This is a genomic window from Lentzea sp. NPDC004789 (assembly GCF_053601075.1).
In genome coordinates this window covers 407118-419300 of the sequence record NZ_JBSGBE010000007.1, presented here as the reverse complement: position 1 = coordinate 419300, position 12183 = coordinate 407118, and the positions used below count along the sequence as shown (strand labels likewise).

Here is a 12183-nt window from a genome sequence, read left to right as displayed (position 1 = left end):
CGAATGCTACACACTCCAGCATCACATCGCGCAATGGGAGTTGCAAAATATGCAACAACTGATGGAGATGGACCTCTCGGCCGTCGCCGACATCCGTTCCGAACGGGTCAGCTGGCGGTTCAAGGGCCTGCCGTCGAGCACGTTCGGTTCGACCATCGGCGAGGTCGCCGACCGGCGGCTGGACCTCTTCGCCGACGAGTTCGTCGGACCGCTGGTCGTGCTGGACGCGGACGCGTTGACGCACAACCTCACGACGATGGCCAAGTGGTGTGACAACCACGGCGTGAAGCTCGCGCCGCACGGCAAGACGACGATGGCGCCACAACTCTTCCAGCGGCAGGTCGAGCACGGCGTCTGGGGCATCACCGCGGCCAACGCCTCGCAGCTGCGGGTGTACCGGGCGTTCGGGGTCTCGCGCGTGCTGCTGGCCAACCAGCTGCTCGACCCGGCCGCACTGCGCTGGCTGGTCGGCGAGCTGGACCACGACCCGCGCTTCGAGTTCAGCTGCTGGGCCGACTCCGAGGCCGGGGTCGCGCTGATGAGCGAGACGCTGCAGGAGCTGCAGCCGTCCCGCCCGGTCGACGTGCTGGTCGAGCTCGGCGCGCCCGGCGGGCGAACCGGTGCGCGCGACCTCGACACGGCACTGGCGGTCGCGCGGGCGGTGGACCAGAGCCCGGTGCTGCGGCTGGTGGGCGTCGGCGGCTACGAAGGCGCGCTGGCGCACGACGCCTCCGACTCCTCTCAGTCCATTGTGGACCGCTATCTCGCCGACCTGCGCACGCTGGTGCTGCGGCTGGCCGACGCGGGGCTGCTCGACGAGCTGGACGAGGTGATCGTCACCGCCGGCGGCAGCGCCTACTTCGACCAGGTGGCGGCGACGCTGGCGCAGCCGTGGCCGGTGCCGGTGAACCCGGTGCTGCGCAGCGGCGCGTACATCACGCACGACGACGGCTTCTACCGCGGGATCTCGCCGTTCTCGCGCATCGACGGCGTGGAGCCGTTCAGGAGTGCTTTGCGCGCCTGGGCTCAGGTGACGTCACGGCCGCAGCGCGACCTGGCGCTGCTGACGATCGGCAAGCGCGACGCGTCGTTCGACGAGGGCCTGCCGGAACCGCAGCTGGTGCGCCGCCACGACGGTGCGATCGCGCCGTTGACCCAGGCGAAGGTCACTGCGCTGAACGACCAGCACGCGTTCCTCTCGATCGGCGCGGAGGCCACGGTCCGGGTCGGCGACTGGGTCGGGCTCGGGCTCTCCCACCCCTGCACGGTGTTCGACAAGTGGCAGCTGATCCCGGTCGTCGAGGGCACGACCGTGGTCGACCTGATTCGCACCTACTTCTGATTAGGAGCACACCGATGGACGACGTCGTCCTGCGCGGACCGCTGATCGCGGACGGCACGGGCACGCCCGCGTACCGCGCGGATGTGGCGATCAAGGACGGCGTCATCTCGTCCATCGGCCACGGGCTCACCGGCAGGAGGTCGATCGACGCGGACGGGCTGGTGCTCGCGCCGGGGTTCATCGACATGCACTCGCACTCCGACCTGCGGGTCCTCGCGGAACCGGACCACCTGGCGAAGGTCTCGCAGGGCGTCACGACCGAGGTGCTCGGCCAGGACGGCCTGTCGTACGCGCCGGTGAACGACGAGGTCCTCGGCACGCTCAGAGGCCAGCTCGCCGGGTGGAACGACGACCCGCCCGGCTTCGACTGGAACTGGCGCTCGGTCGGCGAGTACCTCGACCGGCTCGACCGGGGCATCGCGGTGAACGCCGCCTACCTGGTGCCCCAGGGAACGTTGCGGATGCTCGTCGTCGGCTGGGAGGACCGGCCGCCGACGGAGTCCGAAATGGACACCATGAAGTCCGTTCTCGCGCAGTCATTGACCGAGGGCGCGATGGGCATGTCGTCCGGGCTCACCTACACGCCGGGCATGTACGCGGACACGTCCGAGCTCGTGCAGCTGTGCGAGGTCGTCGGGCGGCACGGCGGGTTCTACAGCCCGCACCACCGCAGCTACGGCGCGGGCGCGTTGGAGGCCTACGCCGAGATGGTGGACGTCTCCCAACGGTCCGGCTGCCCGCTGCACCTCGCGCACGCCACGATGAACTTCCCGGTGAACAAGGGCAAGGCGCCCGAGCTGCTCCGGCTGCTCGACGACGCCATGGCCCGCGGTGCGGACATCTCGCTGGACACCTACCCGTACCTGCCGGGCGCGACCTACCTGAGCGCACTGCTGCCGTCGTGGGCGACCGAAGGCGGGCCGGAGCGGACGCTGGCGCGCTTGTCCGATGTGGACGTCCGTGAGCGCATCCGCGCCGAGATCGAGGAGACCGGCTCGGACGGCTGCCACGGCGTGCCGGTCGACTGGGACTCCATCGAGATCAACGGTGTGCGCCACGAACGCAACGCGCACCTGGTCGGCGCCAGCGTCCACGCGTCGGCGTTGCGGCTGGGCAGAGCGCCGGCCGAGCTGTACTTCGACGTGTTGGTCGACGAACGCATGGGTACCTCGTGCCTCATGCACGTCGGCCACGAGGAGAACGTGCAGGCGATCATGAAGCATCCGGCGCACACGGGCGGCAGCGACGGCCTGCTCGTGGGCGACCGGCCGCACCCGCGCGCGTGGGGCACGTTCCCCCGCTACTTCGCGCGCTACGTCCGCGAGCTGGGCGTGCTGAGCCTGGAGGAGTGCGTCGAGCACCTCACCGGCCGTGCCGCCAAGCGTTTGCGGCTCACCGACCGGGGTCTGGTCCGCGAAGGCTGCGCGGCCGACCTGGTGCTGTTCGACGCCTCGACGATCGCCGACACGGCGACGTTCGACCAGCCTCGGCAGCAGGCCGCCGGCATCCCGTACGTGTTCTGCAACGGGGTGACGGTGATCGACGACGGAACCGCCACCGGCGCACTGCCAGGCCACTCACTCAGGAGCCGCCCGTGATCAACTGGTTGCAACACTCAACAGGGGGTCTGCTGACCCTCGCGGTAGTCAGCATCGCGGTGCTGCTGCTCCTCATCATCAGGTTCAAGGTCGAGCCGTTCATCGCGCTGATCGTCGTCGCGCTGGGCGTGGCGCTGGCCGCGGGCGTGCCGACCGAGACGCTGGTCGGATCGGCGCAGAAGGCCTCGGACTCGTTGCTGGAGAAGGGCTTCGGCGGCATCCTCGGCCACATCACCGCGATCATCGGTCTCGGCACGCTGCTGGGCGCGATCCTGGAGGCGTCCGGCGGCGCGCAGGTGCTGATGGACAAGCTGATGCACGCGTTCGGCGAGAAGCGCGCGCCGGTCGCGATCGGCCTCGCCGGGCTGATCTTCGGTGTGCCGGTCTTCTTCGACATCGGCATCTTCGTGCTGGCACCGCTGGTCTACGTGGCGGCCAAGCGCAGCGGCAAGTCGATCGTGCTGTTCAGCATGCCGCTGCTGGCGGGTCTTTCGGTCATGCACGCGTTCATGCCGCCGCACCCGGGACCGGTGGCGGCGGCCGGCCTGCTGAAGGTGTCGCTCGGCTGGATCATCATCATGGGCCTGGCGGTGGCGATCCCCTCGTGGTTCGTCGGCGGTGTCCTCTACTCGTACTGGATCGGCAAGCGCATCGACGTGCCGGTGCCCGAGGAGATGCTGGTCGCGGCCGAGCAGGCGAAGGCGGAGAACGGTGACCGCGAGCCGCCGTCGCTCGGGCTGGTGCTGTCGATCATCGGCCTGCCGCTGGTGCTGATCCTGGCCGGCACGTTCGGCTCGATCCTGCTGCAGAAGGGCTCGCGGCCGTACTCGGTCGCCACGTTCTTCGGCACGCCGGCCGTGGCGCTGACGATCGCGGTGCTGCTCGCGTTCTGGCTGCTCGGTTTCCGGCGCGGCATGACGCGGGACAAGATCGCGGAGATGGCCGGCGCCTCGCTGCGCCCGGTCGCCATGATCCTGCTCGTGGTCGGTGCCGGTGGCTTCTTCGGCGCCGTGCTGGCCGCGACCGGCATCGGCAAGACGCTCGCCGGCGAACTTTCGGACCTCGGCCTGCCGGTGATCGCACTGGCGTACGTGATCAGCTGCGTCATCCGGATCGCGCAGGGCTCGGCGACGGTCGCGATCGTGACGACCGCTGGCATCGTGGCGCCGGTGGTCTCAGACCTGCACTACTCGCAACCGCAGCTCGCGCTGGTGGTCATGGCCATCGCGTCCGGTTCGATCATCGCCTCGCACGTCAACGACGGCGGGTTCTGGATCGTGTCCCGGTACTTCGGCCTTTCGGTGAAGGAAACACTGCAGTCGTGGACGGTGCTGGAGACCATCCTGTCCGTGGTCGGCTTCGTGGTCGCCGGACTGCTCAGCCTGGTCGTCTAATCGGACACAACCCAACAAGTTCGAACGCTTGACATCGTGAGCCCTGCATCACAGGATCGGCGCATTGTTCATTTGTGTTCGATGTGGACGGGGCCCGCATGAGCAACAGGGAGGTCGTGCACCTGCACGACGACACCTCCAGCGTGGTGATCGACGTCAGGGGCACCGGGTTGCCCGTCGTCACGCACTGGGGGCGATCGCTCGGCGACGTCGGCCAGGACGCCCTGCGCGTCCTGGCCGACGTCGTGACGGGCGTCGTCCCCAACAGCTCACCCGATCACGCGGTCGAGCTCACGCTGCTGCCCGACGCGAGCGCCGGGCACTCCGGCCGTCCCGGCCTGCGCGGCCATCGCGGCGGTGAGCACTTCGCGCCGTCGCTGACGGTGACGTCGCACTCGGTCGAGAACTCGGCCTTCCGTTACACGGCCGAGGATCCGGCGGCCGAGCTGACCGTGACCGGTGTGCTGGAACTGGCGTCGTCGGGGATGCTCCGGCTGCGGCACACCGTGCGCAACGACGGGTCGACCCCGTACTCGCTGGAAGCACTGGAGACCGCGCTTCCGACGCCCGCCCACGCCACCGAGCTGCTCGACTTCACCGGCCGCTGGGCGCGCGAACGCTCGCCGCAGCGGCACCCGTTCTCCTACGGCACCTGGTTGCGGGAGAACCGGCGTGGCCGCACCGGACCCGACGCGACCATCGGGCTGCTCGCCGGTACGGCGGGGTTCTCGTTCCGCTCCGGTGAGGTGTGGGCGCTGCACGTCGCGTGGAGCGGCAACCACGTCACGTACGCGGAGAACATCCCCGACTCGACGCCCTTCCTCGCCGGTGGCGAGCTGTTGCTGCCGGGCGAGATCGTCCTGGCGCCGGGTGAGACGTACGAGTCGCCGTGGCTGTACGCGGCCTACTCCTCGGAAGGCATCGACGGCATCAGCGCGGCCTTCCACCGCCAGCTGCGCGAGCGGACGCTGCGTCCGCGCCCCGTCGTGCTCAACACGTGGGAAGCCGTCTACTTCGACCACGACCTCGCGCGGCTGACGTCGCTCGCCGACACCGCCGCGGCCATCGGCGTCGAGCGGTTCGTGCTGGACGACGGCTGGTTCCGGCACCGCCGCGACGACACCGCGGGCCTGGGCGACTGGTACGTCGACGAGACCGTGTGGCCCGACGGCCTCACCCCGCTGATCAAGCACGTCCGTTCGCTGGGCATGGAGTTCGGGCTGTGGTTCGAGCCCGAGATGATCAACACGGACTCGGACCTGTACCGCGCCCACCCGGACTGGGTGCTCGGCCCGCGTCCCGGCGTGCTGCCACCGTCGTGGCGCAACCAGCAGGTGCTCAACATCGCGCACCCCGAGGCCTACGCGTACATCCTCGACCGCGTGTCGTCGGTGTTGGCGGACAACGACATCGCGTTCGTGAAGTGGGACCACAACCGCGATCTGATCGCCTCGCGGGTGCACGACCAGACCGAGGCGTACTACCGGCTGCTGGACGAACTGCGGCTGCGGCATCCGCACGTGGAGATCGAGAGCTGCTCGTCCGGCGGCTCCCGGATCGACCTCGGCGTGCTCTCGCGCACCGACCGGGTGTGGACCTCCGACTGCAACGACGCCCTGGAACGCCAGCTGATCCAGCGGTGGACCGGGGTGTTCCTCCCGCCGGAGCTGATGGGCGCGCACGTCGGACCGACCCACTCGCACACCACCGGCCGGGTGCACGACCTGTCGTTCCGGGTGGCGACGGCGATGTTCGGGCACTTCGGCATCGAGTGGGACATCAACTCGGCGACGGACGCCGAGCGCGCGGGCCTGCAGGCGGCCATCGAGTACTACAAGGACGTGCGCTCGCTGGTGCACAGCGGCGTCTCGGTGCACGCCGACCATCCGGACCCGGCCGCGTGGGTGCACGGCGTGGTCGCTTCGGACCGGTCCGAGGCGCTGTTCTGCTACGCGCAGATCGCGACCTCGGTGCAGCACAAGCCGGTGCGGGTGCGCTTCCCCGGCCTCGATCGCACGCGGACCTACCGGCTGTCGTTCGACGCGCCCGCCGGTCTGCCGAAGCTGATCGGGCGGGAGGGCAAGTGGGAACCCATCTCGTTGCCCGGCTCCGCGCTCGCCGACGTCGGGATCCAGCTCCCGGTGCTCGAACCGGAGCAGGCGATCCTGCTGCGGTTGCGCTGACACGTGATGAAGGGAACCTTCATCCACCTGACGTGGAGGAAGGTTCCCTTCATCGTTTTTCCTATCGGCCGGCGCGACTTCCGTCGGCCCTGGTGGCCCACCACTTGCCGCCAACGCCCTGTCCGTTGGCATCGCCGCAGACCTTGTCACCTGAGAAGAGGTACTGCGGCGATCCTGCGATGGTGAGCTGTTTCCTCCCGTCCCGCTCGATCGTCCCCACGAGAGCGGAATCCACGCCCTGCACCTGGAAACCCTCGTTGACGTAAGCGGGCGGCCATTGCTGCGCGCACGCGCCGGAGCAGTTGCTCGTCGGCGGGTTCGCGGAGTCGTCGTCGAACCGGTAGAGCGTCATGCCGCCGGAGTCGGTGGCGACGACGCCGAGGTCCTTCACGGTCGCGCTGGTGAGCGCGATCGCCTTGTTCTGCTGGGCCTTCTTGCCGTCGGTGGCGGTGGCGAACCACTTCGGCACCGTCACGCCCTTGGCCTCACCCGGCTTGGCGTCGCCGGAGAACGTGTACTGCGGCCAGTTCGCGACCGTGAGCTGCTTCTTGCCGTCCTTGCGGGTGATCGTGCCGAGCAGCTTCGGGTCGACGCCCTTCACCCGCGGCTTCTCGCCCTCCACGGTCACCGGCGGCCAGGTCGCGGCGCAGCCACCGTCGCAAGTGGACTCGCCGGGCTTGTCGCCGTCGAAGCGGTAGAGCGTGAGGCCCGCGTTGTTGGTCAGCACCGCGCCGAGTCCCGCGATGACACCCGTCCGAGCCGTCAGCTGGGTGCGCTCACCGCTCCTGCCGGTGGCGAACCACTTGCCCTGCAGGCCCTGCCCCTTGGTCTCGCCGGGCTTGGCGTCCTTGGAGAACCGGTACTGCGGCATCCCGCCGACGGTGAGCTGGCGGCTGCCGTCCTTGCGGACGAAGCTGCCGACCAGCGCCCGGTCTACGCCGGTCACCGTGAAGTTCTCGTCGGCGACCGTGGCGGGCGGCCAGGTCGCGGCGCACTCACCGTCGCAAGTGGACTCGTTCGGCCGGTCGCCGTCGAACCGGTAGAGCGTGAAACCCTTGGTGTCGGTGACCACCGGCCCGAGGTCGTCGATCTCGGCGACGTTCAGCGCCACCGCACTGTCCCGCTGCTGCGCCACCGGCCTGCTCTGCGGCGTGGTGGTGCAGGCGGTCAGCGAGACCAACCCCAGCGCGACGACCGCAACACCGCTGCGGATCATCTTCTTCTTCCTGGTCACGCTTCTCACACGTACGGCACGCCAGATCGGTTCGACCGAATTTCTCAGAACATCGCACGCTTCAGCGCGGGCACGGCGCTCGCGGTCCGCAGCACGGTCTTGAAGATCGTCCGCGCCACCGGGCCGCCGTCCGCGAACTGCTTCGCGGCCCGCAGCGAGTCCCGGACCGCCCCGAACCCGTAGTCGTACATCTCCTGCTCGTACCGGGCGATGGCGTCACCACCTTCGGTGATGCACCGCGCCAGCAGTTGCGCGTCCCTCAGTGCGGTGTTCGCGCCGATACCTCGCATCGGCGTCATCGCGTGGATGGCGTCGCCGAGCAACGTGACGTTCGTGGGCTGCCACCGCTCGATGAGCTTGGACGACCGGATGCGCCACTGGCTGATCGTCTCGGCCGGGGACGCCGCCACGATCCGGCTCAGCTCCGGGCTCCACCGCGAGATCCGGCCCAGCACCTCCCGTTGCAGATCCTGTCCATCGTGGACGGTCAGGTCCGCGGCCGCGTAGGCCCACATCAGGTAGGGACGCACGTTGTCGAACAACGGGTCGTCCGGGTTGTCGGTCACGCCCAGGCCGTCGTGCGCGACGAGGAACATCCCCGCGCGGCTCGTCGGGATGATCGAGTTGGCCCGCACCACCAGCTCCCGCGGCACCCAGTCGTGCTCGTCGAGCATCAGCTTGCCCGCGATCGCCGTGACGCCGACGTCCTCGGTGCCGGCGTGCGGCAGGTACTGCTGACGCACCCGCGACCGGATCCCGTCCGCGCCGACCAGCACGTCGCACCGCGCCGTCGTGCCGTCCTCGAAGTGCAGCGTGATGTCGTCGTCCTGCTCGTACCGCACGAACCGCTTGCCGAACTGGACGTCCAGGCCGTCCAGCAGCACCTGCCGGAGCGTGATCCGGCTCGCCGAGTAGTGCTGCTCCCCATCGGGTTCGAGCACCAGCAACGGCTTGAGCTGTTCGGTCAGGAAGCCAAATCCGTTGCCACCACTGCCCGCACTGCGCTCGAATTGTTCCCAGTTCGCCGCGGGCAGGCACTCCCGCAGCGCAGCAGCACCGTGCGGGTTGATGTGCACCCGATAGCCCTGCAGGCGGTCCGTGCGCGAGAGATCGCGCTCGTACACCGCCACGTCCACGCCCGCCTTGCGCAACCCGTGCGCCAGGCACAGCCCGCCGATTCCCCCGCCGACCACTGCGATTCTCATGTCACCCAGTTTCAACCGTACGGTTGATTAAGTCAACCCGTTGGTTGAAAACAACCCGTCGGCTACCGTGTGGCCGTGGATCAACGCCGCTCTCCCACCTCTTCGGAACGCAAGCGCGACCCGGAACGCACGCGGGCCCGCATCCTCGAGGCGGCCGCGGCGGAGTTCGGCGCGAAGGGCTACGCGGCCACCCGCACGACGGACATCGCGGCCCGCGCGGGCGTGAACAAGCAGCTCATCTCGTACTACTTCGGCGGCAAGGAAGGCCTGTACAAGGAGCTCGCGACCAGCTGGCACACCACGGCGGCCGAGATGGCTCACGAGGCGCAGCCGTTGGACGTGGTGCTGGCTAGCTTCGTGGCGACCGCGCTCACCGACCAAGGCCGCCTGTGGGCGTGGTCGAACCTGGCCGGCGACAGCCCGCCTACCGACGAGGCCTTCCTGCGCGCCCAGGTCGACCAGCTGCGCGCCCGGCAAGCCAAGGGCGAGCTGCCCGCCGACCTGGATCCGGGCATGCTGCTGCTGGCCCTCATGGCGGCCGCCGCCGCTCCGCTGACCCTGCGGCAGACCGCGAGCCAGATCACCGGCGAGGACCCGGCCACGCCGGAGTTCGCGCAGAAGTACGCGGAACAGCTGTCGTTGCTGGTGCGCCACCTGTCCGGCCGAACCTGACCTCTTTCGCACCCGAACTCGCTACCCTGCGGTTCATGGACGAGATCAGGCTTTCCGCGTCGACCGCGGGAGACGAGCTGTCGCCGTCGACGTCCGCGGCGATCAGGAAGGCGCGGGAGAAGCTCGACGACAAGCCGGTCACGCACAACCTGTCGGGCGCGCAGGGCGTCATCATCGGCGACAACGCGCAGCAGACCAACAACTTCGGCTGACGCGTGGACCTGCGTGGCGCCCAAGGCGTGATCATCGGGGACAACGCGCGCCAGTGGAACACGTTCTGGATCGAGCTGCCGAAGAGCGTGCGCCGGCTGCTGATCGTCCTGCTCGTCGGCGTGCTGGTGGTGGGCACCGGGTTCGTGAGCGTGCGCTGGGTCATCCCGATGTTCGCGCCCATCTACAAGACGACGTTCCTGATCGACGCGGCCGAGGGCGACCTGGCCAGCGTCACGAACGCGTTGACCACGGTCGTGGGCAACTCCGGTGAGCACGACTCCCAGTCGCTGCGCAGTTTCGGCGGCGAGTGCGGCACCGACGACAACACCACGCAGCTCGTCGGGTTCGGCACCGGCAACCGGCAGGAGATCGCGCAGGCCGCCCGGACGGTGCACCAGGGAGCGAAAGCCACGCTGCAGCGCGGAATCGTCGAGGCGGTCAACGACTTCACGCCGCCGTTGTCGCTGAAGGCCAAGCAGGTCAACAGGATCATCGTGGTCACCAGGCACGGCACGGACGCGTGCGACCCGGACGAGGAGTTCGTCCAGGCCCAGATCCGGGAACGGGTCGCGGCCGCCGGGCTGACCATCGAGTTCCGGTTCATCGGCTACCAGGTCCGCGACGACAAGCGGCTGACGGAGCTGACCACACAGCTCAAGACGCAGGCGCCGACGTTCACGAACTCGCCGGACGAGTTGAAGCGCGTACTCGCCTGGTTCACCACCATCGAGCCGGTGCTGCGGTCGTCGCAGTCGGTCGTGAACGTGCTGAACCCGACCGTCGACAAGCTCAACTCCGCGACCTCGGCGCTGAAGGACGGCCGGTTCGACCTGGCCGAGAGCGCGTTGAGCGAGGCGCGCAACGCCGTCGTCGACATCGAGATCAAGGACCTCGACGGCCGCACCGGCTCCGCGGACGCGGTGCGGTTGCGCGACATGGCGGTGCGGCTGCGGACCCTGCAGGCAGCGGTGATCAAGGCCGCCGACGCGTTGCTCGACCAGGCTCGTTCGGGGCGGAACCTGACGGAGCCGCTCGCCGTCTACACCAAGGCCGCCGAGGCGTACAACGCCGAGGCGCGGGAGATGACGGACGCGCTGACCTCGTTGCGCGCGAAGGGCCCAGGGGGAACGGGATGAAACGCTGGTGGCTGGTGGCGGGCGCCGTGGTCGTGGTGCTGGGACTGGTCGCCGGTGGCCTGTGGGTGTTCCTGCCGCCGGACCACCGCACCACGTTCCTCGTCGACGCCTCGGAGTCGCCGGACTTCGGCGAGGTCGCGGACGCCGTCGGTTCGGCCGCGTCGAACATGTCGAGCGAGGACTCGCTGGCGCTGCGCCGGTTCGGCGGCACGTGCGCCACACCGGACACCGCCGAGCTGGTGCCGCCCGGCACCGGCCAGGCCGCGAAGATCGGCGCGGCGGCCCGGTCGATCACCCCGAACGGCCGGGCGACGCTGCTCAACGGCATCCTCTCGGCGATCGACGACTTCGCGCACGCCTACCCGTTCCGGGGGTCCAAGACCAACCGGATCGTGGTGGTCGCGCGCGGCGGCGCCGACGCGTGCGGCAAGAGCGCCGACGAGGTCCGCGCGATCATCGACCAGCACACCGCCCAGGCCGGCGTGAAGATCGACTTCCGGTTCGTCGGGCACCGGCTGACCCCCGAGCAGATCAAGGTCCTGAACGAGATCGCGGCGGCGACCGACGCGCAGAAACCACGCCTCACCAAGACTTCCGACGAGCTCGTCACCACGATGAAGGAGGTCTCGGTCCCCACGGAGCTGGCGGTCAAGGAGGTCAAGACCTCACCGTGCGACCTCGTGACACCCGATCAGCTGAAATCCGTGTACCTGCCGGAGCCCGGCCTGGTCTACATCGGCACCAAGTGCTCGCAGGACCGCTACGCCCTCGGCAAGCTGCACTCGACGAAGGTCGTGAGCGACGACATGCCCGTCCTCTTCGAGTACAAGGACAACGCCTGGCGGTACGTGACCGCGCAGACCGACATGGAGTGCGGCGACGTGCCGATCGACGTGTGGAAGCAGCTGGACTTCCGCTGCATCGGCGCCAAGCCGGTGGTCTGCCGACCGGGCACGCCGGGCAAGCTGACGGTGACCGACCTCAGCGGCGGCTGGCTCGACTGCCAGGAGGCCATCCGGATCGCGGACCTGTACAAGGCCACCATCGACGCCGGAAAGATCGACGGGCAGGGTCTGTTCTGGGAGTCCGGCGGCTGGTCCTGCTCCTGGCCGTACGAGGACGGCTACGCGCACTCCCAGGTGCCGCTCAAGTGCGAGAACCTGGCCGACGGCACGCTGCGCGTGCAGATCGGCGACTACCAATGAG

At 69.2% G+C, this 12183-nt stretch carries 10 protein-coding genes; 8 read left to right on the top strand and 2 right to left on the bottom strand.

Annotated features, from left to right (window positions below):
• Nucleotides 1-61 precede the first annotated feature (61 nt).
• The 4 genes from ACWEIJ_RS19570 (at nt 62) to ACWEIJ_RS19555 (ending at nt 6517) form a co-directional block, all read left to right on the top strand.
• Nucleotides 62-1342, top strand: a complete 1281-nt coding sequence (locus ACWEIJ_RS19570) for an amino acid deaminase (RefSeq protein ID WP_449838578.1) — start codon at nt 62-64, stop codon at nt 1340-1342.
• A 14-nt stretch (nt 1343-1356) separates the two neighbouring features.
• Nucleotides 1357-2940, top strand: coding sequence for an N-acyl-D-amino-acid deacylase family protein (locus ACWEIJ_RS19565; protein WP_449838577.1), 1584 nt, complete (start codon nt 1357-1359; stop codon nt 2938-2940).
• Nucleotides 2937-4334: a GntP family permease gene (locus tag ACWEIJ_RS19560; protein ID WP_449838576.1), complete on the top strand. Its 1398-nt coding sequence runs from the start codon at nt 2937-2939 to the stop codon at nt 4332-4334. Before ACWEIJ_RS19565 ends, ACWEIJ_RS19560 begins: the two co-directional genes overlap by 4 nt.
• 98 nt (nt 4335-4432) lie before the next feature.
• Complete coding sequence (locus ACWEIJ_RS19555; RefSeq protein ID WP_449838575.1) at nt 4433-6517, top strand: alpha-galactosidase; 2085 nt, start codon at nt 4433-4435, stop codon at nt 6515-6517.
• A gap of 61 nt (nt 6518-6578) precedes the next feature.
• On the opposite strand, the gene ACWEIJ_RS19550 is transcribed toward ACWEIJ_RS19555, so the two are convergent.
• Nucleotides 6579-7751, bottom strand: a complete 1173-nt coding sequence (locus ACWEIJ_RS19550; protein ID WP_449838574.1) for a hypothetical protein — start codon at nt 7749-7751, stop codon at nt 6579-6581.
• Nucleotides 7752-7795: 44 nt separating this feature from the next.
• Complete coding sequence (locus ACWEIJ_RS19545; protein ID WP_449838573.1) at nt 7796-8956, bottom strand: FAD-dependent oxidoreductase; 1161 nt, start codon at nt 8954-8956, stop codon at nt 7796-7798.
• A gap of 75 nt (nt 8957-9031) precedes the next feature.
• Between ACWEIJ_RS19545 and ACWEIJ_RS19540 the strand changes: the two genes are divergently transcribed.
• Genes ACWEIJ_RS19540 through ACWEIJ_RS19525 form a run of 4 tightly spaced genes read left to right on the top strand, consistent with a single transcriptional unit; the run spans nt 9032 to nt 12182 of the window.
• The gene (locus ACWEIJ_RS19540; protein ID WP_449838572.1) at nt 9032-9628 is read left to right on the top strand and encodes a TetR/AcrR family transcriptional regulator; all 597 of its coding nucleotides are present in this window, start codon (nt 9032-9034) and stop codon (nt 9626-9628) included.
• A 35-nt stretch (nt 9629-9663) separates the two neighbouring features.
• Nucleotides 9664-9840, top strand: coding sequence for a hypothetical protein (locus tag ACWEIJ_RS19535; RefSeq protein WP_449838571.1), 177 nt, complete (start codon nt 9664-9666; stop codon nt 9838-9840).
• A gap of 3 nt (nt 9841-9843) precedes the next feature.
• Nucleotides 9844-10977, top strand: a complete 1134-nt coding sequence (locus ACWEIJ_RS19530) for a VWA domain-containing protein (protein ID WP_449838570.1) — start codon at nt 9844-9846, stop codon at nt 10975-10977.
• On the top strand, nt 10974-12182 hold the full coding sequence (locus ACWEIJ_RS19525; protein WP_449838569.1) for a hypothetical protein: 1209 nt from the start codon (nt 10974-10976) through the stop codon (nt 12180-12182). The genes ACWEIJ_RS19530 and ACWEIJ_RS19525 overlap by 4 nt, the downstream gene beginning before the upstream one ends.
• Nucleotide 12183 lies beyond the last annotated feature (1 nt).